The sequence below is a fragment of the Asticcacaulis excentricus CB 48 genome, assembly GCF_000175215.2.
Taxonomy (GTDB): Bacteria; Pseudomonadota; Alphaproteobacteria; order Caulobacterales; family Caulobacteraceae; genus Asticcacaulis; species Asticcacaulis excentricus.
Genome location: NC_014817.1, coordinates 924,460 through 946,242, shown reverse-complemented (window position 1 = coordinate 946,242; position 21,783 = coordinate 924,460). Strand labels below are relative to the sequence as shown.

General features: G+C 60.7%; 13 protein-coding genes. 8 read left to right on the top strand and 5 right to left on the bottom strand.

The features are described 5' to 3' along the window. Positions 1-64: 64 nt before the first annotated feature. Positions 65-2,335 carry a beta-glucosidase gene (locus ASTEX_RS15995; protein ID WP_013480680.1) on the top strand — a complete coding sequence of 757 codons (2,271 nt, stop codon included), beginning with the start codon at positions 65-67 and terminating at the stop codon, positions 2,333-2,335. 32 nt (positions 2,336-2,367) lie between these two features. Here ASTEX_RS15995 and ASTEX_RS15990 read toward each other — a convergent pair whose 3' ends face one another. The 4 genes from ASTEX_RS15990 to ASTEX_RS15975 are packed head-to-tail and all read right to left on the bottom strand — an operon-like array spanning position 2,368 to position 7,814. Further along, on the bottom strand, positions 2,368-4,752 hold the full coding sequence (locus ASTEX_RS15990; RefSeq protein ID WP_013480679.1) for an ABC transporter permease: 2,385 nt from the start codon (positions 4,750-4,752) through the stop codon (positions 2,368-2,370). After that, positions 4,749-5,435: an ABC transporter ATP-binding protein gene (locus tag ASTEX_RS15985; RefSeq protein ID WP_013480678.1), complete on the bottom strand. Its 687-nt coding sequence runs from the start codon at positions 5,433-5,435 to the stop codon at positions 4,749-4,751. The genes ASTEX_RS15990 and ASTEX_RS15985 overlap by 4 nt, the downstream gene beginning before the upstream one ends. A gap of 5 nt (positions 5,436-5,440) precedes the next feature. Next, a complete protein-coding gene (locus ASTEX_RS15980) occupies positions 5,441-6,613 on the bottom strand; it encodes a sensor histidine kinase (RefSeq protein WP_013480677.1) in 1,173 nt (390 codons plus the stop codon). Further along, entirely contained in the window at positions 6,603-7,814 is a 1,212-nt protein-coding gene (locus tag ASTEX_RS15975; RefSeq protein WP_013480676.1) for a sigma-54-dependent transcriptional regulator, read from the bottom strand. Before ASTEX_RS15975 ends, ASTEX_RS15980 begins: the two co-directional genes overlap by 11 nt. A gap of 289 nt (positions 7,815-8,103) precedes the next feature. Between ASTEX_RS15975 and ASTEX_RS15970 the strand changes: the two genes are divergently transcribed. The 3 genes from ASTEX_RS15970 to ASTEX_RS15960 are packed head-to-tail and all read left to right on the top strand — an operon-like array spanning position 8,104 to position 13,331. After that, a complete protein-coding gene (locus ASTEX_RS15970) occupies positions 8,104-10,152 on the top strand; it encodes a beta-galactosidase (RefSeq protein ID WP_013480675.1) in 2,049 nt (682 codons plus the stop codon). A gap of 45 nt (positions 10,153-10,197) precedes the next feature. Then, positions 10,198-11,733: a carboxylesterase/lipase family protein gene (locus tag ASTEX_RS15965; protein WP_013480674.1), complete on the top strand. Its 1,536-nt coding sequence runs from the start codon at positions 10,198-10,200 to the stop codon at positions 11,731-11,733. A gap of 20 nt (positions 11,734-11,753) precedes the next feature. After that, the gene (locus tag ASTEX_RS15960; protein WP_013480673.1) at positions 11,754-13,331 is read left to right on the top strand and encodes a GH39 family glycosyl hydrolase; all 1,578 of its coding nucleotides are present in this window, start codon (positions 11,754-11,756) and stop codon (positions 13,329-13,331) included. 58 nt (positions 13,332-13,389) lie between these two features. Here the strand turns inward: ASTEX_RS15960 and ASTEX_RS15955 are convergent, their stop codons facing one another. Then, positions 13,390-14,085 (bottom strand): FadR/GntR family transcriptional regulator, encoded by a 696-nt coding sequence (locus ASTEX_RS15955; protein WP_013480672.1) that lies wholly within the window; start codon positions 14,083-14,085, stop codon positions 13,390-13,392. Between the two features lie 279 nt (positions 14,086-14,364). Between ASTEX_RS15955 and ASTEX_RS15950 the strand changes: the two genes are divergently transcribed. The 4 genes from ASTEX_RS15950 (at position 14,365) to ASTEX_RS15935 (ending at position 21,728) form a co-directional block, all read left to right on the top strand. Continuing rightward, a complete protein-coding gene (locus tag ASTEX_RS15950; protein ID WP_013480671.1) occupies positions 14,365-14,748 on the top strand; it encodes a hypothetical protein in 384 nt (127 codons plus the stop codon). Positions 14,749-15,132: 384 nt separating this feature from the next. Continuing rightward, on the top strand, positions 15,133-18,534 hold the full coding sequence (locus tag ASTEX_RS15945; protein WP_013480670.1) for a TonB-dependent receptor: 3,402 nt from the start codon (positions 15,133-15,135) through the stop codon (positions 18,532-18,534). Positions 18,535-18,680: 146 nt separating this feature from the next. Further along, entirely contained in the window at positions 18,681-20,246 is a 1,566-nt protein-coding gene (locus ASTEX_RS15940; RefSeq protein ID WP_013480669.1) for a tryptophan halogenase family protein, read from the top strand. 207 nt (positions 20,247-20,453) lie between these two features. Next, positions 20,454-21,728, top strand: a complete 1,275-nt coding sequence (locus ASTEX_RS15935; RefSeq protein ID WP_013480668.1) for a glycoside hydrolase family 5 protein — start codon at positions 20,454-20,456, stop codon at positions 21,726-21,728. Positions 21,729-21,783: the final 55 nt, after the last annotated feature.

The following is a 21,783-nucleotide window of genomic DNA, read 5'->3' as shown; positions in this document are numbered from 1 at the left end:
GACGCCCATTTTTAGCGCGTGTGTTGCCGGTTGTGCCGCCGTCCTTTCATAAAGAAGGTTTTTCATGTCTCTTCAACCTCTTCGCGCCGCGCTTTTGCTGAGCGCCTCGCTTCTCGCGGCGTCACCCCTGATGGTCGTGGCTCAAAACGCATACGCCGAGGCGGTTGCGCCGTGGATGGACCGGACGCTCAGCACCGATCAGCGCGTCGCCATGTTGCTGGCGCAGATGACGGCGGAGGAAAAGCGGCTTCTGGTCTTCGGCTACGCCTCTGGCGATCAGCTGACCCAGTTCGACCCTTCCGTCATTCCGGGCCTCAACACCAAAGAAGTGGTGGCGAACGTCATACCGGGGTCGGCGGGCTATATTCCGGGCATCCCGCGTCTGGGGATACCGGCACAGTTTCAGACCGATGCCTCGATGGGGGTGCGCAATCACCTTATGCCACGCACCTCCCTGCCGTCCTCTCTGGCGACGGCCGCCTCGTGGGACCCGCAGGTCACCGAGGCCGGCGGCCGCATGATCGGCACCGAGGCGCGCCTGTCGGGTTTCAACATCATGCTGGCTGGCGGCATTAATCTGCTGCGGGAGCCGCGCAACGGGCGTAATTTTGAATATACGGGGGAAGACCCGTTGCTGGCGGCCGAGATGGGGGCGGGCCTGATCCGGGGCGTACAGTCCGTTCACGTCGTTTCGACCGTCAAGCATTTCTCGATCAATGCGCAGGAGACAGGTCGCACCACCCTGAGCGCGCAAATCTCGGAGCCGGCCCTGCGCATGAGCGATAATCTGGCCTTTGAGCTGGCTATTGAGCGCTCCAGTCCGGGCTCGGTCATGTGTTCTTATAACAAGATCAACGACGTCCATGCCTGTGAGAACGAGGCCCTGCTGACGGATACGCTCAAGCGGGACTGGGGCTACAAGGGCTATGTCATGTCGGACTGGGGGGCGGTGCATTCGACGGTGCAGGCGGCCAATGCCGGTCTGGATCAGCAATCCGGCTTCCCCTTTGACAAGCAGGCCTATTTTGGGGAGGGACTGAAGAGGGCGCTTTTGGATGGTTCGGTTCCGGCCAGCCGTCTGGATGACATGGTCCGGCGCATCCTGTGGGCCCTGATCGACAAGGGCGTGATGGCCAACCCGGTCGCCAAGGGCGAGATCGATTTCGAAGCCCACCACAGGGTTGCGCAAACCGCCGCCGAAGACTCGCTGGTGCTTCTGAAAAACGACAAGGCCCTGTTGCCCCTGTCGGGTCGCAAGCAAATTCTGCTGGTCGGTTCCTACGCGGATAAGGGCGTGCTGGCCGGTGGGGGTTCCTCCAGCGTCTCACCCGTAGGCGGCAATGCGGTGACGGGCCTCGAACCCAAGGGCTGGCCGGGGCCGGTGGTCTGGCAGCCCTCATCACCGCTCAAGGCCTTGCAGGCGCAACTGCCGAAAGCCCGGATCAGCTACCTCTCCGGGGACGATCTGAACGCGGCGGCCCGCGCGGCGCGGTCGGCCGATGTGGTGATTGTGTTCGTCCATCAGTGGGCGGGCGAAGGCTTTGACGTCTCTCTCGATCTGAACGGTCAGCAGGATGAACTGGTGCGCGCGGTGGCCAAGGCCAACCCCAACACCGTCGTCGTTGTCGAAAGCGGCGGTCCCGTCTTCATGCCGTGGAAGGACGAGGTGCGCGCCATTCTGAGCGCCTTCTATCCCGGTGCGCGCGGCGGTGCGGCGATCGCCCGTGTCCTGAGCGGTAAGGTCAATCCGTCGGGGCACCTGCCCCTGACCTTCCCGGCGTCGGAGGCGCAATTTGTCCATCAGGACCTGCCGGGCGGTGACCTGCCGCCCAATTCCAGCTTCACCGTGCGGTATACGGAAGGCGCGGCGGTGGGCTATAAGTGGTTTGATCTGAAAGGCTACACGCCGCTCTTTGCCTTCGGGCAGGGGCTGAGCTACACGACCTTCCGCATGGACGGGCTTAAGGCGCAGGCGGTCGCGGGAGCCGGGGAGCGGCTGGCGATTGACTTCACGCTTTCCAATACGGGCGCACGCGAAGGCAAGGCGGTGGGGCAGGTTTATGTGGCGGCTCCGAAAAGCGCCGGCTGGGAGGCGCCGCGTCGTCTGGTCGGATTCCGCAAGCTGTCACTGTCGAAAGGGCAGTCGCAGACGGTCAGCCTCACGGTCGATCCGCGGCTTCTGGCCGTCTATGACGAGGCCACATCCGAATGGGTGATCGCGCCGGGGACCTATGAGGTGCAACTGGGGGCCGCGTCGGATGATATTCGCACACGGGTCAAAGTCACCCTTGCGGGCCAGCGGTTTGCTGCGCGTCAGGTAAAGGCGGTGCCGTAGAGCCTTGGGGCCAAGGCTCAAGAGCGCAATCTCTAGGCATCCTGACGCAGAAGGGACGTCCTGACGCTACGGTTTGACCATACGGCGTGCAGAAGAATGGCCCCTCCGGCGCAGGCACTGGTCGCCAGACTGGCCAGCACAAAGGGCAGGGGCGTCAGGGGCACATGCGCCGCGAACGTCCCCAGCCACTTTTGCAGGACGAACCCGGCCAGCGGCCAGGCTGCGATATTGGCGATCAGCAGGGGCAGCCAGAAGGGTCTGAGGCGCTGCCTCAGAAGATCGCCGAAATGCGCCCCCAAAGCCTTACGGATCGCCAGTTCCCGGTTCTGATGGCGGGTCAGGAAGACGCATAGCCCCATCAGCCCCAGAGCCGAGAGGACAATGGCGGCGGCGGCGACAAGGCGGCTTACGGCCACCTGCTGATGCAGGTCGTGATATTGCGAGGTCAGATAGTCCCGGAACGCTTGCCGGGCAATGGGTTCGGTCCCCACCGTGTGACGCAGCCACACCTGATCAATCTGTCTCAGGGTTTCGGCCTCGCCCTCAGGTTTGACGCGGATGCTGAAATGCGTGAAAAACCGGTCGAAGCCGTCAAACATCATGGGGGGGACGGCATAATGAACGGTAGAAAAGCGGATATCCGGCACCACACCGATAATACGCGACCGCATATGCGTGCGGTCGGTTTCGTATTCGAGCGTTTGCCCTAGCGCCTCCTGAGCGGACGCGAAGCCCAGAGCAGGCACAGCGGTCTGATTAATCAGAACCTCCTTCGGCGCCACCACCTCGGTAAACGTGCCGCCCAAGCCGCGTCCGGCACTTAGTTTAATGCCATAAACATCGAAAAAGTCAGGCGAAACCGAGTTTCGGGTAAAGGATAGAACCCGCCCGTCCTTGCCTTTCACCAAGGCCGGGCGCACGAAATTGGACGTCGGTGCCCCAAAGGCCTGAGCGACGCCCGCCACGCCCTCCATCTGCTCAATGTCGTTGAGAAAGGCCCTGTTTATCCAGGGATTGTCGTTGAGAGGCACAATGTACAGATGATCTCCGTCAAACCCCGGCGCGTTGTAAAGGGCATAGTCCCATTGCCGCGAGACGACCTGTGCGGCGATCAGCAGGCTGATGACCAGTGTGAACTGCGCGATGATCCACCCACGCCACCTTTGCGGCGGACGTGTCCGCAGGCGGGCCCGGCGCACCGCCGAAGGGGCGGTGACGATAATCGCCGGCAGCAGAGCCGACAGCACGGCAAGGGCAGTGGTGATAAGCGCCATAATCGCTATCAGGATTAGCGGGGAGGTCCACAGCTTCAGGTCCAGATTAAGGCTATGATTCAGATAGGGCAAAAGGCGTTCGGTCAGGGCCAGCGCCACCAGAAGGCTGATCAGGTGCACGATCAGGCTTTCGCGTAAGACGGTGGCCAGAAGCTGCGCCCGACCGGCCCCCAGTGCCGACAACAAAGCCATTTCGGCCCCGCGCTCATCGGTTTCCGCCAGCACAAGCCCCGCATAGTTGGCACAGGCAATCAGCAGGATGACCGCTGCAACCAGCGACAGGGCCGCAAGCGTATCCACGTGTCCGCGCGCCTTCATCTGAAGGTCGCCGCGCTCGTGCAGGTGCAGGTCTTTGAGGGCAATCAGCTCGTAACTGACGGGGATGTTGTTTGGTCCCTGCCAGTTCTGGTGTGTGAGTTGTCTGAGGGTTGGAGCTGCCGTCTCCGGTCGCACGCCGGGGGCCATCTTCACATAGGTATAGCAGATACCCCAGAGATAGCTGGGGTTTGCGTCATGCAGCGACAGCACGCTGTAGGGCGTAGCCGCAGCGACGAATACCTCCCGGTCCATATGCGTATTGGCCGGAAAATCCTTCAGTACGGCCGTGACCCTAAGCTTTAGATTATAGCGCGTAGTCAGGGTTTGCCCCAGAGGATTTTGTGTGCCGAAATAGGCGCTTGCCAGACGTTGCGTCAGTACGACGCTGCCCGGCTCTCTGAGTGCGGTTTTCACATCGCCCACAACGACAGGCAGATTGAGCACCTCGAACAGGTTGGGCTCGGCCCAGAAAAAGCGCTCACGCGCAATGCGCCGCGGCGTGGTGAAAGACCATTCTACCGGTGACAGACGCGTCACCTGCCGGGCTTCGGGCATATCTGCTCGCATCCAGCGGGCCACGCCAGCGGGGGTAATGTCGCTGCCCACCAGAGGCTTGTTTTCCAGCCCGTAAAGGGCCGACACCAGATAGACGCGGTCGGAATCGCCGATAAAGCGATCGAAACTCAGCTCGCTGCGGATAAACAGGCCGACGATCAGGGTCAGGGTCAGCGCGAGGCCCGTTCCGGCGATCATCAGGGCATAGACGCCCCAGCGCCGCGTCACGCTGCGCAACACATAGCCGAAGTCGCGTTGGGCCTGCCTCATGCCAGACGCCGGGTCGAAAGATGGATGCTGCCATCGTGCATTTCGACCACCCGTCCGGCGCGGTCGGCCTGACGTGGGGCGTGCGTCACGATGACCAGTGTTGTGCCACGGCTATTGAGTTCCGCCAGAATACCCAGAACCTGAGCGGCATTTTGCGAGTCCAGACTGCCCGTCGGTTCGTCGGCAAGCACGATCTGCGGGTCGCCCACGATGGCGCGGGCAATGGCGCAGCGCTGCTGCTGCCCGCCTGACAATTCGCGCGGCAGATGGTCGGCCCGGTGCGCCAGACCGACCTTGTCCATGGCGCTCAGTATCCGTTCGTTTTCGTTTTTCAGATGATCCCGCCGATAGCGCAGCCCCAGCCGGATGTTTTCAAACACCGTCAGGTGGTCGATCAGGTTGAAGTTCTGGAAGACGAAGCCGATGCGTGAGGCCCGCAACTGAGCCCGTTCACGGCCCGACATCTCGGCGACGGACTGGCCGTCAAAGCGATATTCGCCCTGACTGGGGCTTTCCAGCGTGCCGATAATATTGAGCAGGGTGGATTTCCCGCTGCCCGACGGCCCGACAATGGCGACAAATTCACCCGCTTCGATGTCCAGACTGACACCGCGCAGGGCGTTCACCGGGCGCGCATTTTCGGCATAGGTATGATGGATGTGCGAGAGCTGGATCAGCGGCATGGGGTCTATCCGGTGACCGGGAAGGTGAAGGCAAACACCGTAGAGGCGGACGGCTCATCGAGCAAACCGAGATTGCCGCCGTGCGCCAGCGCGATCTGACGGGCCAGGTTGAGGCCCGTGCCGGACCCGTGCGGCTTTGTGGTGGTGAAGGTCATGAACAGTCCGGCGCGCACGCTTTCGGCAATGCCTTCGCCATTGTCCGCGATGCGAATGACCACATCGTGAGGCGTGTGGGAGACCTGAAGACTGACCTGACGCAGACCGGTATTGGACTCGGTGGCTTCGACGGCATTGGTGATGATATTGATCAGGGCCTGACCCACCTGCGCCTCATCCAGCGCCACCCAGGGCACGCCGGTCTCGATCTCAAGGTCAAAGCGGATATCGGCCATGGCGGGATTTCGCGTGAAAAAGCTGAGCACATCCTCGACCAGACGGCCGGGATGCACCGGCTGCAACTGCGGCGCGGGTAAGCGGGCCAGCGCGCGATAGGCGTCGATAAAGCGGGTCAGGCTGGCCGAACGGCGCGACAGGGTGGTGAGGGCGTCGCGCGCGTGGTCGGCGGCTTCGCCTGACATCGGGCTGAGATAGTCCCGCGCGATGTCGGCCAGCGACGAGATGGGCGTCAGGGAGTTCATGATTTCATGGCCCAGCACCTGAAGCGTATCGCGCAGGGTGGCGGCTTCTACGCGATAGATTTCCGACTGCACGTCCGTCAGGGTAGCCAGCCGGAAGGCACCGTCCTCCGTCTGTACCTCGTTGAGGGTGAGGGCGTAGCGTCGCCCGAAGAGATCAAGCCGGGGCTCGTTCGGGGGCGTCAGGGCCGACAGCAGGGCCTCGCGGCCGCGCACAATGGCGTCGTCGGTTTCAAACAGGGCGCGCGCCGCCCGGTTGACGGCCTGCGGCATCCCGCCGGGGGCCAGACTGATCAGGGGCAGGGGAATCTGATCCAGAAAGACGTGCACGGGATCGCTATGGCCCGTGGGCGCAGACGGCGGGGAGGCTGCCGCAGCCGCTCGGTCTCCGCTCATCAGATAGGCAAACAGGATCAGACAGACGAGGGCCCCCAGCGCGGCATTGGCCCATAGCGCCCGGTTGACGGCGTCACCCACAAAGGCGGCGCTCAGGGCCAGTGCCAGAAGGGCCAGCCCCTGCCTCAGACGGGGCTCAGAGACCATGTTTGGCCATCCTTCGGTAAAGCGAAGGCCGCGTCAGCCCCAGTTCAGCCGCTGCGGCAGACACATTGAAGTTATGCCGGTTAAGGGCCTCTTCGATCAGACTTTTTTCGGATTGCGCCAGATTGCCTCTGGGGGCGTCGGCGGCCGCGCCGGGGCGATCGTGCAGATGCAGGTCGGCGGGCGTCAGGGCCGGATGGTCCGACAGAATGATGGCGCGTTCAATCACGTGCTTCAGCGCGTGGACATTATCGCTCCACGCTTCGGCCTGAAGACTGGCGCGGGCTTCCGGCGACAGGGTGCGCGGATGAAAACCGTGCAGTTGGCAGGTGGCCAGAATAAAATGCTCGGCCAAAGGCACGATGTCTTCGACCCGTTCACGCAGCGGGACGAGGGCGATGTCCATGGTGCTGAGGGCGTACATCAGTCCACGGTCCAGCCCGATTTCGGCGCGGGGTCTGGCGCTGGTGGAGATGACGCGGCTGTTGGAACGCGGGGCGCGATGCAAATAGCTCAGCAGGGCGGGAATGATCTTGTCCGGCAGGCGGTCGATGTTTTCGAGGATCAGCGTGCGGTTGGGGGTATCGTCAAGGTCTTCGGGGGACAGGGTGGCGCATTCCACCACGCTGAGGCTTGAGCGGCGCGACTGATGGTGCAGGACCGTCGCCGCCAGCGACTTGCCCGTCCCGGTCTCGCCGCTAAACAGCACGGGGATGGTCAGGGTGGCGCAGCGGTCCATGGCTGCCATGATGCGGCGCATGGGTTCCGACAAACCGATCAGGGCCGGGGGGCGGGTGGGGGCCAGCGTGTCGGTGCGCCGCGACGCAAGGGTCGCTTCCACGGTCGCTAGCAGGCGCTCATTGTTCCACGGCTTCATCACGAAGTCGCGGGCCCCGGCGCGCAAGGCCTGAACGGCGATCTGAAGTCCGCTGTGCCCGGTGACCACAATGACGCTGAGGCTCGGATCATGGCGCAGCATATCCGCCAGACCGTCCAGCCCCTCCTTACCGGAGGTCTGCGATTTGGAAAAGTTCAGATCGAGCAGCACCAGATCGACCGGCGTGGTGGCCAGCAGGCTGAGGGCGGTGACGGGCGAAGCGGCCTCCAGATAGGCGTATCCGGCCCGGCGGAACAGAAGCTCGGCTGTCTTGCGCACATCCGGATCGTCGTCAACAAACAGAAGGGTGGGAGCGGTTTCGGGCATGTACGCTTTCGGACGGGGCGGTCAATTGAGCGGACACTTTGTGAGCGCCCTTGAAAAAAGTCAACCAATACCGTCTGTTATATATGGTTGGGGCGTCTGGTAAACTGCGCAGGCCAACACTGACGATTCGGCGCGGCGACGGCCGAGACGTGCAGATGTCAAAAACGCGCAGCGAACATACGACAGAGTCCCACAGTGCTCTTTCGATGTTGGTCTGACAATAATATAAAAACCGGTCCATGCGCGTCAAGGACGCCGCAAAGGACAAGCGGAACAGGGGAGACGGTGGATGAAGCTCAAAGCGACCTTGGTGGGGGCGTGCGCCCTGTTATCGGCGGTGACCAGCGCCTCTTTCGCGCAGGCTCCGGCAGGGCAGCTGCGCGTGCCCGACTCGCATCTCTATGTCGGTGCCAACTATCAGCCGGTGGACCGCACGCCCGCGCAGATTCATCAGGATATTGCGCGCATGAAGGCCGCCGGTTTCACCGTGGTGCGCATGGGCGATCTGTCGTGGGATTACTTCCAGCCCGCTGAGGGCGTCTTCACCTTTGAGGCCTTTGATGCGGTGCTGGAGGAGATGCATCGCAACGGCATCAAGGTGATTGTGGATATTCCGGGCCAGCCGGCCCCCATGTGGCTGCATAAGGCCTATCCGGGCGTGGACCTTGTTACGCAGAACGGCACACGCCTCTATGCCGCCGAACGCTATATGGATAATACCAGCGACCCTGATTATCTGAGGCTGGTCGCCGCATTGGCCGAGGCCATGACCAAACGTTATGGCCACCATCCGGCGGTCATTGCCTTCGGCTACAATAACGAAATCGGCAATGGCTTCATGTCCTATTCCGAGGCGGACAAGACCCGGTTTGTGGCGTGGCTGCAAAAGAAGTACGGCTCTCTGGACACTCTGAACAAGGCCTGGGCGACGCAGCGCTGGTCGCGCACACTCACTGCCTGGGATCAGGTGGAAATCCCTTATGGGGATGGGCCGGGCCCTTTTGAGCGCTATCTGGATCTGCGCCGCTACTGGTCAGAAGCGACCATCAACGTCCTGATGATCCTCGAAAACGCCCGGCGTAAAAACGCGCCGGACAAGCCGGTCATTTCCAACCTGTGGGACAGCAGCGACCGCAAGGGGTTCGACTACCTGTCCACCTACAAGCAGTACGTGTCGCACGGCTCGCACGGCTATTATAACGGCGATGCCATCAGTGGTGCCTTCGAAACCCTGATGATGCGCGGCGCCTTGCCGACACCGAGCTGGTTTTCCGAGTTTCAGGCGGGTGGCGGCGGTTATTACGGCAGCAAAGGCCGATCGCGCATGTGGGGCTATTTCGGCCTGCTGAACGGGGCGCAGGGCATGCTGGCCTGGACGTTCAATACGCATCTGGGCGGCGAGGAGCAGGCTTTGTTTGGCCTGATTGATCACGATGACACCCCGTCGTGGAAGCTGGACGAATGGGCCACGATGGCCAAAGAGTTCAAAACGCTTGAAAAACTCGGCTTCCCCCGCGAACTGAAGCCACAGGTCGCCTTCGCCTATTCTTTCGAGGCCAAGACCGCTTCAAGCCCCAAAAGTTGGTCGAATACCGTCGCCCAGTACCTGACCACGCCCTATATGGTTCACGCGCACAATGCCTTTTCGCCCGTCTATAACGACAATATCGACGTCGCGGTGATCAATGTCGGCAAGGAGGACCTCAGCCGCTACAAGATGGTCGTGGTGCCGGGCCTCTACCTGATGGACAAGGCGTCAGCGGACAATATCCGCCACTATGTGAGGGACGGCGGCACGGTCATCATGACCGCGATGTCCGCCAAGGTGAACGAGACAAACCAATGGTTTAATACGCCTTTACCGGGCTATCTGTCAGACGTCTTCGGGGTGAAGACACGCGAATTTTACCGCAGGGACGCCGCTTTGACCGGGCAGATCGGGGCCGCGTCGGTCAACACCACCATTCACTTCTATGAGGTGCTGGAACCGACCACCGCCACGGTTCTGGGCCGTTTTTCCAATGTCGAGGGAACGCCCCCGCTGGCTACGATCAATAGCTACGGAAAGGGGCAGGCCATCTATGTCGCAACGCCCGCTCAGCCGTCGGTGCTGCAACCCTTATACCGCAGCCTCTATGGCCGTTTGGGGATCACGCCGGGGCCCGCGACTCCTGAGGGCGTCTATGCGCGGGTGGTGGACGGCCGCACCTTGTATGTGAACGCCTCCTACGGTCCGAAAGATATCCGTATTGAAGGCACGAAAACGGGGTTACTTTCCGGGAAGACGTGGTCGGGGACTCTACATCTGGAGGCCGACGGCGTTGATATTGTGCAATAGGCCCCGTTGCGTGGACGGGCGGCTTCGACGTGGGGACATTCAGGTATGAAACGCTTTGTGGAACTCGCGCTTGTCGCCGCCTGTCTCAGTCTGTTCATGGGCGGGCCTGCGCTTGCGGCCCCGGCCTTGCCCCCCGTGACGGTGACCGGGGGGCAGATTGCCGGTGTGGATGAGCAGGACGTTCGTAAGTGGCTGGGTATTCCCTTTGCCGCGCCGCCGGTCGGTGATCTGCGCTGGCGCTCGCCGCAGCCGGTGATACCCTGGCAAGGGGTGAGGGCGGCGGATGCCTTTTCACCGGCCTGCGCGCAAACCGCGACATGGCTGCCCAATCCCAAAAGCGAAGATTGCCTGTATCTGAACATCTGGGCCCCCAGAAACGCCCGTAACCTGCCGGTCATGGTGTGGATACACGGGGGCGGCTATTACGGCGGCAGCGCCGCCCAGCCGTCCTATGACGGGCGCAATCTGGCCCGGCACGGGGCGGTCATTGTCACCCTAAACTACCGTCTGGGCGTGCTTGGCTTTTTTGCCCATCCTGAGCTTTCGGCCGAGTCTGCGCACAAGGCGTCGGGCAATCAGGGCATCGAGGATCAGATCGCCGCCTTGCAATGGGTGCGCGACAATATCGCGGCCTTCGGCGGCGACCCGCAGCGCGTCACCATTTTTGGCAATTCGGCCGGCGGTGAATCCGTCGCCCAGCTGATGGCATCACCGGTCGCCAAAGGCCTGTTTCAGCGCGCCATCTCCCAGAGCGGCAATTTTGGTGTGCCGCTCAATGCCAGTGAGAACGCCTATTTTTCACGACAGTCGGCCGAAGATCGGGCGCTGACTTACGCCAAGGCGGTCGGGTCCACCCATATCTCTGATCTTCGCCAGTTGAGCGTCGAAGACCTGCATAAGGTCGCCTATTACACGCTCCCCAGCGTTGATGGCTATGTTTTGCGCGAAGACCTGACGACGACCTATACCCAAAAGCGTCACAACGATGTGCCCTTGATGGCGGGCTGGACCGCTGACGAAGGCAAGGATCTGGCGCCGGAACTGGTGTTCACCCAAACCTTTACAGCAGCCAATTATCAGGCTTTGGTGACAAGGCTTCTGGGTCATGCGCCTTCATCGGAACTTCTGGCCGCCTATCCGGGCGCCACGGATGCCGAAGCCAAAGCCTCGATCAACCGGCTGAGCAATGACTGGTGGGGCTGGCGCATATGGTACTGGGCCGGGCTTCAGGCCAGAGAGGGTAAGGCCAGGCCGTACCTCTATTATTTTGCCCACATGCCGGCGCAACCCAAGCCCTGCTATTATGGGTGCGGTGTCGGCCATGGCGCGGAAATCCTGTTCGTCTTTGATAATCTGGATGCCGAAAAACGCGACTGGACGCCGCAGGACCGGCAACTGGCGACCCGACTTGCTGACACATGGGTACGTTTTGCCAAAGACGGTGATCCCGGAAAGGATTGGCCGGCTTTTGATGGCCGTTCTGACCGTGTGCACATCATTGCCACCGAAAAGGATGCCAAAGAGACGCAGACCCTGCCGGATTTCTCGCTGTTCTCACCCCCTTCCGAACCTCAAAAATAACGTTTCACACAGGAGACTCTATGCCCGTTAAAGCTTCCCGCAGAGCCCTCGCGGCCCTGATCGCAGGTGCCGTTCTGGTGCCCTCTGCCGTACTGGCCGCCCCCGCCGCGCGTCAGGTCACGCTCGACGTCACCAAGGCCACACAGCCGGTTGACCGCTTTTATGATCTGTCGGTCGGGGCCGATTATCCGGGCACGACGATCCGCGAGGCCAATCTGGCGCAACTGGAAATCGCGGCTAAGGAACTGCGGTTCCGCTATATCCGCTTCCATGACATCTTCCACGACGAACTGGGCACGGTGAAGAAGGTTGATAACAAGCTGGTCTATGACTGGACGAAGATCGACTATCTCTACGACCGCCTGCTGAAGATGAAGATCAAGCCCTTCGTCGAGCTGGGCTTTACGCCGTCGGCGCTCAAAACCTCGGATCAGACCATCTTCTACTGGAAGGGCAATACCTCGCCGCCGCGCCTCGATCTGTGGAAGCAACTGGTGCATGATTTCACAAAGCACCTGATCGACCGTTACGGCATCGAAGAGGTGCGCAGCTGGTATTTTGAGGTGTGGAACGAACCCAATCTCGACGGCTTCTTCCAGTATGCCGATCAGGAGCAGTATTTCGCCCTGTATGGTGTCACGGCCCGCACGCTGAAAGCCATCGACCCGCAATTGCGCGTTGGTGGCCCCTCCACCGCCGGGGCGGCCTGGGTGCCGGAGCTTCTGGCCTATGCCAAGGCGACGAACACGCCCGTCGATTTCGCCACCACCCACACCTATGGCGTCGATTACGGCTATCTCGACGAAGAGGGCAAGATGGACCTTCAGTTGTCGAAGAAGCCGGACGCCATCATCGCCGACGTCAAAAAGGTGCGCGCCGAGATCGAGGCCTCGCACCTGCCCGGCCTGCCGCTGATCTTCACCGAATGGAGCACCAGCTATAACCCGCGCGACCTCAGCCACGATTCCTACGTCGCTGCGCCCTATATCCTCAGCAAGCTGAAGGGCACCAAGGGTGTGGCGCAGGGCATGAGCTACTGGGTCTATTCGGACCTGTTCGAGGAACCCGGCCCGCCTAACGCGCCCTTCCACGGTGGTTTCGGCCTGATGAACCGCGAAGGTATCCGCAAGGCCTCGTGGTTCACCTACAAGTATCTCAACGCCTTGAAGGGCAATGAAATCCCGGCGTCTGATGATCAGGTGTGGGCGGCCTATGACGGCAAGGGGGCTTCGGCGGTTATCTGGGACTTCCAGTTGCCGGACCAGAAGGGCTCAAGCAACAAGACCTTCTTCTCGAAGCTGGTCCCCAATACCCGATCGGCCCCGGTCAGCCTGCAACTGACGGGCCTGAAACCCGGCCCCTATCGCCTGACGGTGCAGCGCACGGGCTATAAGAAGAACGATGCCTATTCGGCCTATATCGAGCTGGGGGCACCGGACACACTGACGCCCGCGCAGATCGAAAAGATGCAGGCCCTGACGGCCGATGCCCCCGAAACCGACCGCAAGGTGACGGTTGGGTCAAACGGCACGGTGTCGCTCAGCGTCCCGATGTCGAGCAATGATGTGGTGCTGGTAAAGGTACAGCCCGCGTCCTGATGGGGTCACCCTGTGGGCCGGTCGTCCGGCCGGCTCACAGGCGTGTTTCGCGAAGGCGTCAGACTTCGATAGGGGCCGCTTCGACCTGCCGCAGCGTCGCGCGCAGCAATTCCCGCATCATGCCCTCGGCCCCGGCGGCATCGCCATTCGCAATGCAGGTCATGATCTGCTGCTGGAAGGAGAGGGTGAGCGGGCTGGGCTGAGCGTGGGTATATTCCATGTGCAGGGCGGTGCTGATCAGGGCCAGCAGACGCGTGAAAAACGCATTGCCGGATTCCAGCACGATCGTCTGGTGAAACTGGATCGCCGCGGTCAGGCGCGCTTCCGACTGAGCCGGCGCCGCTTCGAGCGCCGCAAAGAGGGTCTGAAGCGATTTTACTACCGCCGCATCGCCTCGCGCGGCCGTCAGACCGGCGGCGACGGGCTCGACCGCCAGACGCATCTGGATAAATTCCCGGAAAATCTCCAGAGAAAAGGGGCGGCGACGCAGCCAGAAGCTGATTTCCGGATCGAGAAGGTTCCAGGCGGCCAGCGGCTGAATACGGTCGGCGCGCTGACGCATACTGATCAGGCCCTTGCCCATCAGCATACGGATGGCTTCGCGGATCACCGTGCGGCTGGCCCCGTAGCGCACACTCAGTTCGGCTTCATTGGGCAGGCCCGAACCGTCGAATTCACCGGCGACAATGGCTTCACCGAGCAGGCGGTGAACATGGACGGCCATCTTGGCCCCTGTCTCCATAAGGTCAGTCATTGCGCCCTCAGATCGTGCCGCATTCATTCTCCTTGTACGTCTAACGCATTCAATGTGCACTTCAAAGCACTATGGCGCATTTGCAAACGTGACCGTGTGGATAGGCCTTTGGGAGTCGAAGCGTGTCCGTATTCGGACGCTGCGGACAGTTCCGATCGGGTCAGATATGTCAACCGAGAAATAATCACACATATTCAATCTATTAGCTGAGGGCTGATGCCGCGGTATACTGCTGAAAAAACGGTTGCGCAAACGCCACCGATGTTCAGGGGAACGGGAATGTACGACGACGCCTTGCTGATCACAGACGCCCACCGCGAGTCCTTACGTTATGGACCGCCGCGTCTGTGTGTGAACGAAGGACAGGTTTTCCTGTCGTTTCAGGTCGATAACCCCACCCCGTGGCATATCACCGAATACGTCCAGATCTATGCCCGCCTGAGACAAGCCGACGGCGGTGTGTGTGAAAGGCTGATCGGCTGGGAGGGGTGCCAGGTGGCGCCGGGTCAACAGCGGACCCTCCATTTTTACGCCGAAGCCCTGAGTGGTCAGGAGGCCAGCGAGGCTCCGGGCGCGTTATCCGCGCTGCTGGAGGTGCAGATACGCAGCCTGTCTCAGCTCCGTTCCCGACTGATCTGCCGCGGTCACTTCGAGCACTTGTAAAAAGCCCTCGCTGAACAGGGAGACAGTTCAGCGAGGGGAGTGGCCTCATCCAACGGGGAGAAGGCTTGATGCTCAGTGCGGTGCCAAACCAGTTGGCCAATAAGTAATATACTCATACAAAACAACGCGCAAGGGGTTTGGGCTAATTTTTTACCGGTAAATTTGAATTTCCTTTGTAAATAGCCAAAATTTCCATTTTATCGGACAATTATGTGATGTTTTTGCATCAAATATGAAAACAATTGCAGAGTGCTCAAAAAACGTTCTTGTCGTACAATAATATAATAGTGTGATATGGGCCTGTGGCCGCAGACGAGTCTGTCGCGGTCATCCAGTCAAACAAGAACGCCGCCGCATAGAGGACGGCTCACAGGGGAGGCATGTATGTTGCCAACAAAATCGCGCTTTTTAGCGCTCGTTGCCGGAACCTCGGCGATCGCCTTGTCGATGGCGATGCCGGTCTGTGCGCAAAACGCCACCGAGGCCAAGGAAGCTGAGGCCGCCAAAGCCGACGGCGATGCCGTCATCGTTGTCACCGCGCGGCGTAAGGCGCTTCAGTCGGCCATTGAAATCAAGAGGAAGGCCGACACGATCGTCGATTCGATCGTCGCCGACGAAGCGGGCAAGCTGCCCGACAATTCGATCACCGAAGTGCTGCAACGCATTTCGGGCGTGTCGATCTCGCGCTACACGTCCACCAACGGCGGCAGCTCGGCGTTCCAGATCGAAGGGACGGGCGTCACCGTGCGCGGTCTGCCCTTCAATTCGAGTATGCTCAACGGTCAGCAGCTGTTCAGCGCCAATGGTGCCAGCGCCATCAGCTGGAACGAAGTGACGCCTGAACTGATGGCCGGTGTCGATGTCTATAAGGCGTCGCGGGCGGACCTGATCGAAGGCGGGGCGTCGTTGATCAATCTTCGCACCCATCTGCCCTTCGATTTTAAGGCTCCGCAGCTCAACCTCACGGTGGGCGGCAGCTACGGCAGCCAAGTGAAAAAGGGTTCGCCGCGCGTCTCCGCTATGGTCTCCAGGCGCTTCGACACCAATATCGGTGAAATTGGTGTGTTGTGGGATGTCGCCTACAGCCGCCTGCACCAGCAAAGCAGCAACCTTCAGGTTGGTGCCATGTTCGGAGAATATTCACCGAACTCCACGCGTGACGACCATATGGTTTTTGTTCCCAGCTCTTTCACCTGGAGCAACAATCTCAGCCAGCGTGACCGCTACGGTGCCTATCAGGCCATCCAGTGGCGGCCGACAGAGAACCTGACGCTCACCAACACCGTCTTCTTCTCGCAATATATCGACGACGGTTGGAGCAACAGCGGCTCCGTGGGGTCGAGCCCGTCTGCGACGTCCGCCGTTATGCCTAAGGTGGGCAGCCCGGTTGAATTCAATGCCGATGGTGCTTTCCGCAGGGGGAGCCTGACGGTCGGGTCCACTGGTAATGCGGTCGAATTCCAGAACCAGAGCAAGACCATTGGCTGGTTGCCCAGCTGGTATCAGCTCGATTGCGGTGCCACCTTTGGGGGGCCTGCCTCATCGCTCCAGTGGGACTGGTCAGCCAGTGCCGGGGTTGATCCCTCAAATCCCCCGGCGGGATGGGACGGCAGACGCCTGGTGCAGTGCGGGCCTGCGGGCACGTTTAATCCCAGCGGCGGGGCGTCGGCCTCGCACAGCAAAAGCTCTACCCTCGATATCTCGCAAAGCTTCCTGTGGACGGCTGGCGAACAGATAACGGTGCGTGGCGGTGCGCAATATGTGCGTTCGCGCATGACGGGGGAAAACATGTTTGTGGGCCTCGCCCAGACGAGCCCGCTGGTGAACTCGATGGACGTTGACCTGACCGGGTCGCTGCCGCTTCTGACGGGTCTTTCCACCACTGGCCTGCTCGATAAGAGCAAGGCGTATCTCAGCAATTTCGGCTATCATAAACCCGATAACAAGGGTGAGATGACCACCGCCCACTTCGATGTGGAATACCGGTCCAGCGATGAGGGCTTCCTGCGCACGGTTACCTTTGGCGCGCGTATCGCCAAGCGTACCGAAAACGACGACAATGTGGGGACCTATTGGGCACCGCTCAGCCAGTCGTGGCTGTCGAATCCGTGGGGGGCGCATCCCGGCGATCCGTCCTATGGCGCAGGGAATATTCTGTATCTGACCAACCCGAACGTCCGCGCGTCGGATTATGAGGTTGCCACCTTCCCGAACTTCTTCGGCGGCGACGCGGCGGTTCCGGCGCAGCTTCTGGTCCCCAGCCAGTCGCTGATGCAAAGTTATGACTGGTACCATCTGCTCAAGTCCTATAACGGGCAAATCGCCAACGGTACGGCGGATCAGTACTGGACGCGCTATATCGATCAGGGGCTGAACAAGACCGACAGCCGCATCGTCAACAAGGCCATCTATATCCAGGCCAAGTTCGCGCACGACGGTTTCGGGTTCATTCCGGCGTTTTCGGGGAATATCGGGGTGCGTTCGTTCACCGAAACCCTGACGGCGAGTGGCCTTCTGTCCACGCCCAATGCGACGAATCTGGCGCTCACCGAAAAAGACAGCACGGATTATTTCAACGCGCAGCAGGTGAAGACCGCCAATCCCAACGCCAATCCGGTGTTCCCGACGCTTTATGCGTTTGTGCAAGGGTATAGCCTGCAACAACGCAACTACAGCTACCATCGTGTTCTGCCGTCGTTCAACATCAAGTTCGACGTCAGCGACACCTTCATCATTCGCGCGGCAGCGTCGAGGGCGTCGGCACCGCCGAATCTCAATGACATCCGCGCTGGCGGGTCGGTTGGTGCCCGATCGCGGCCGGCCACCAATCCGCAGGCCCCCGCGATTCTCACTGGGGTTTCCGTCAATGGTGGCGGTGCTGATCTGAAACCGACCATGATCAACAGCCAGGATGTGACGTTCGAATTCTATCCGTCGTCGTCCAGCTTCTTCTACGTTGATCTGTTCGCCAAGCAGATCGAGGATCACCCGGTGTTCCATTCGTTCATCGCCAACAATCTGCCCATCCCGGCGAAGGCGTATGCCAATGGTCAGACTCCGCCGGTCAATGCCGGGGACCCGGATCCGGGGACGCCGACAACGCTCGATCTGCCGTGGCTCTATCTGCAGAACAAGACCTCCGAGCAGAAGGCCGAGATCAAAGGCTTTGAAATCGGTGGCCGTAAATTCTTCGATCAGCTTCCCGGCTGGATGCGTGGGTTTGGTATTGATGCCAACCTGACCTATATCGACAGCAAAAATCCGGCCCAGCAGGCCAACAGCGTGCTGACCCCGCCGCCGGCCAATGGCGCCCTGCCGGGCCTCAACCCGGACGGCACGGTGCCGCAGACCTACCCCGACCTCCCCTATGCCGGGTTGTCGAAGTGGGCCTATAATATCCAACTGCTGTACAGCCGCGACAAGGTCAATGTCCGTCTGGCTTACAACTGGCGTGACAAGGCCTTGCTGTCTACCAATGTCAATCCGCTGTCCTACGCGACAAGCGGCGGCAACCCTTACATCCTCAATACCAGCCCGACCAACTTTGACAGTACCCATTCCTATCCGGTGTACAACATGGTTCCGGCCTATATGGCGGCGGCCGGTTACCTGGACCTGGGCTTTGACTACAGGCTGAACGAGAAGATTTCCGTGTCCTTCAACGCGAACAATCTTCTCAATACAAAGTCGAAAACACTTCAGGAGCCCGTGCCTGGCGTGTTCGAGCCTTACGACTACAATGTCAGCGATCAGCGTTACGAAGTCACCGTGCGGGCGCGCTTCTAGATCCTTATGTAAACATAACGATCTAGATTTTTAGCCCCTCGCCGGGCGGTGGCTCCGCCACCTTGGCCGCCGCCGCAATGGCGGCTTGAGCGGAATGATTCCATTAGAAATCATTCCGCTCTACCCCTGAGGGGGAAGGGCGCTTCATGGCGAAGCGCCCTTACTCTTCCAAATTTGGAAATCGCTTTATGAACAGCGTACAGCAACAGGACATCGTTATACTGGGCGGCGGCGCGGCGGGATGGATCGCGGCGGGGTTGCTGGCGCGCAAGACGGATCGCCGTCAGACGCGCATCACTGTGGTGGAATCCGAGGAGATCGGCATTATCGGCGTTGGGGAGGCGACGGTGCCGGTACTCGCGCACTGCAACGCCTTACTCGGTATTGACGAATATGATTTTATTCGCCGCACTCAGGGCACGTTCAAGCTGGGTATTGAGTTTTGCGACTGGGGCGTCGTGGGGAACCGGCATTTCCACGCCTTCAGCGACTATGGTCATCAGGTAGAGGGGGTATCGACCCATCACTACTGGCTAAGACTGCGGCAGGCCGGTGAGGCGCATCCGATCGATGACTATTCGTTCGCCTACGCTGTCGCGAAAAACAATCGTTTTGCGCCGGGCGATCCGCAGAACGCGCGCTATCACTATGCCTATCATTTCGATGCCGCCCTGTACGCCCGCTATCTGCGCGAGGTGGCGACCGGGCTGGGGGTGCAGCGTATCGAAGGCCGGATGACGCACGTCGATCTGGACAGTGAGTCTGGCCATATCACCGCCATCCATCTTGCCGATGGCCGTAAGGTCCCCGGCGACCTGTTTCTGGATTGCACCGGTTTCGCCTCCGAATTGCTCGGAAAGGCGCTGAATACGCCGTTTGTGGACTGGTCACACTGGCTTCTGTGCAACAGCGCCATGGCCGTCCCGGCGATGCGGACCGGCGCGGCCCTGCCGTTTACGCGGTCCACCGCTCACGCCGGGGGCTGGCGCTGGACGATTCCCCTGCAACACCGCAGCGGCCATGGCATGGTCTATAATTCGGACCTCTGGAGCGACGAGGCCGCGCGCGACGCCCTGCTCGGTGCTATCGATGGCGAACCGCTGGCCGAACCCAGAGTGTTCCGCTTTACCTCCGGGCATCGCAAGGCCTTCTGGAACCGCAACTGTATAGGGATCGGTTTCGCCTCCAGCTTTCTCGAACCGCTGGAGTCCACCGGGCTACAGTTGATCGTCATGGGCGTCCTGAAGTTGCTTCAGTTCTTCCCCGAAAAGACAATCAACCCCGTTTTGCGCGACGAATACAATCGGATATCCACCCGCGAGATCGAGCGCATACGCGACTTCATCATTGCGCACTACTACCTCTCACGCCGGCCAGAACCGTTGTGGGCGGCGTGCCGCGACATCGAGATACCCGACAGCCTGCGCCACAAGCTGGAGGTGTGGAACGCCAGCGGACAGGTCTCGTTGGGTGATCTCGAGTCCTATATGGAACCGAGCTGGCTCGCCATCCTGCTGGGCAATGGGGCCGTGCCCGCGCGCCATGCCGTGGCGGCGGACCTCCACCCGTTGGAACAGATCAAAAAGGGTATGGATTTGCGCCGCGAAGAGATCAGGCGCTCAGCGCAGACGGTCATGTCGCATCAGGAGTTCATCGACCGGCACTGCAAGGCAGCTTCTGAGCGTCCCCAGGCAGAGGCAGGGACCGCTTGACAGTGCATAAAGGGTCTCATTATCATATAATCATTCAATTATCGGCGTCGAATGTCGCGAGGCCGAAGGGATGGGGGAGCCCTTTGAAGGACAGATGTCTTGACGCCCCCTCCGCAAAGCCGTCCCCTGTATCGGCTGCAACCCCTGAAGTCTGAAACAGTCACAAAGAGAGCCGTAAACGGCCTGAACAAAATGAGGAAGTACCCTATGACACAACAAACCGGGAAGACGTCAACGGGCCTGAACCGTCGCCATCTGATCATGGCCACCGCCTGCGTGGTGCCTTTATCGGTCGTGGCCTGTGGTGGAGGTGGCGGCGGTGGTGTATCGACGGCCTCCGCAGGCGGCACCTCCTCGTCGTCTTCCTCATCCGCCTCATCAGCGAGCGGTTTGTATCCCAACTATAATACAAATCCGGTGGCCGCGAATGCAGCCGGGATGACCAGCACGGCGGCCGAGATGGCCGCCAAAATCAAGCTGGCCATCAATATCGGCAATACGATGGAAGCCATTGGCGGGGAGACCGCCTGGGGCAATCCGCTCATCACCCAGGCGCTTGTCAACAAGTATAAAGCTTTGGGATTTGACGCCATTCGACTGCCGTGCGCCTGGGACCAGTATGCGGATAAGGCAACGGCGAAGATTTCCAGCACCTGGCTGGATCGCGTCAAGACGGTTGTACAGTATTGCATAAACGCCGACCTCTATGTGGTGCTGAACATCCACTGGGATGGGGGATGGCTTGAGAAGCATATAGATTCGGCCAGTAAGGACGCGGTCAACGCCAAGCAGAAAGCGTTCTGGGAGCAGATCGCCACCCACCTGCGCGACTTCGACGAGCGCCTGATTTTCGCCAGCGCTAACGAGCCGGACGCCGGTACGGAAGCGAATACAAAAATCCTGCTCAGCTACCACCAGACCTTTATCGACGCTGTGCGTGCGACCGGCGGCCGAAACGCCTACCGCACCCTCGTCGTGCAGGCACCGCAAACCAATACCGAACTGGCCGTTTCGGTGTGGCCGGGTATGCCCACCGACACCGCGACGAAGCGTCTGATGTTTGAAGTCCACTACTACGCGCCGTCGCAGTTCATGATCATCGACAAGGACGCGTCCTGGGGCAAGATGTTCTACTATTGGGGTCGCGACAACCATTCGACGATCGAGCCGGACCGCAACGCGACCCACAGCGAGGAGCCCTATGTCGATCAGCAGATGCTGGCGATGAAGACCAACTTCATCGACAAGGGCATCCCCGTCATCGTCGGCGAATATGGTGCGTGGCGTAAAACCCAGCCGCTCGACATGCCCAAGCACAACGCCTCGGTGGATTTCTGGAACCGGTATGTCACCCAGCAGGCGCGGGCCAATGGCGCCGTGCCCTTCTTCTGGGACACCGGAGCCCTCATTGATCGCACGACGCTTGCGGTCAGGGATCAGGCGATGCTGGACGCCCTGCTCATCGGAGCCGGCAAGAAATAACAGCGGAAACCATCCGCTCAGGCACAGGGCCTGAAACGCACAGAACAGTCCACGG

Bases quoted from the DNA above. Each gene is read 5' to 3' on its own strand.
- ASTEX_RS15995 (WP_013480680.1), top strand. From the start codon at position 65: ATGTCTCTTCAACCTCTTCGCGCCGCGCTTTTGCTGAGCGCCTCGCTT.
- ASTEX_RS15965 (WP_013480674.1), top strand. From the start codon at position 10,198: ATGAAACGCTTTGTGGAACTCGCGCTTGTCGCCGCCTGTCTCAGTCTG.
- ASTEX_RS15980 (WP_013480677.1), bottom strand. From the start codon at position 6,613: ATGGTCTCTGAGCCCCGTCTGAGGCAGGGGCTGGCCCTTCTGGCACTG.
- ASTEX_RS15935 (WP_013480668.1), top strand. From the start codon at position 20,454: ATGACACAACAAACCGGGAAGACGTCAACGGGCCTGAACCGTCGCCAT.
- ASTEX_RS15940 (WP_013480669.1), top strand. From the start codon at position 18,681: ATGGCGAAGCGCCCTTACTCTTCCAAATTTGGAAATCGCTTTATGAAC.
- ASTEX_RS15975 (WP_013480676.1), bottom strand. From the start codon at position 7,814: ATGCCCGAAACCGCTCCCACCCTTCTGTTTGTTGACGACGATCCGGAT.
- ASTEX_RS15960 (WP_013480673.1), top strand. From the start codon at position 11,754: ATGCCCGTTAAAGCTTCCCGCAGAGCCCTCGCGGCCCTGATCGCAGGT.
- ASTEX_RS15945 (WP_013480670.1), top strand. From the start codon at position 15,133: ATGTTGCCAACAAAATCGCGCTTTTTAGCGCTCGTTGCCGGAACCTCG.
- ASTEX_RS15990 (WP_013480679.1), bottom strand. From the start codon at position 4,752: ATGAGGCAGGCCCAACGCGACTTCGGCTATGTGTTGCGCAGCGTGACG.
- ASTEX_RS15955 (WP_013480672.1), bottom strand. From the start codon at position 14,085: ATGACTGACCTTATGGAGACAGGGGCCAAGATGGCCGTCCATGTTCAC.
- ASTEX_RS15985 (WP_013480678.1), bottom strand. From the start codon at position 5,435: ATGCCGCTGATCCAGCTCTCGCACATCCATCATACCTATGCCGAAAAT.
- ASTEX_RS15950 (WP_013480671.1), top strand. From the start codon at position 14,365: ATGTACGACGACGCCTTGCTGATCACAGACGCCCACCGCGAGTCCTTA.
- ASTEX_RS15970 (WP_013480675.1), top strand. From the start codon at position 8,104: ATGAAGCTCAAAGCGACCTTGGTGGGGGCGTGCGCCCTGTTATCGGCG.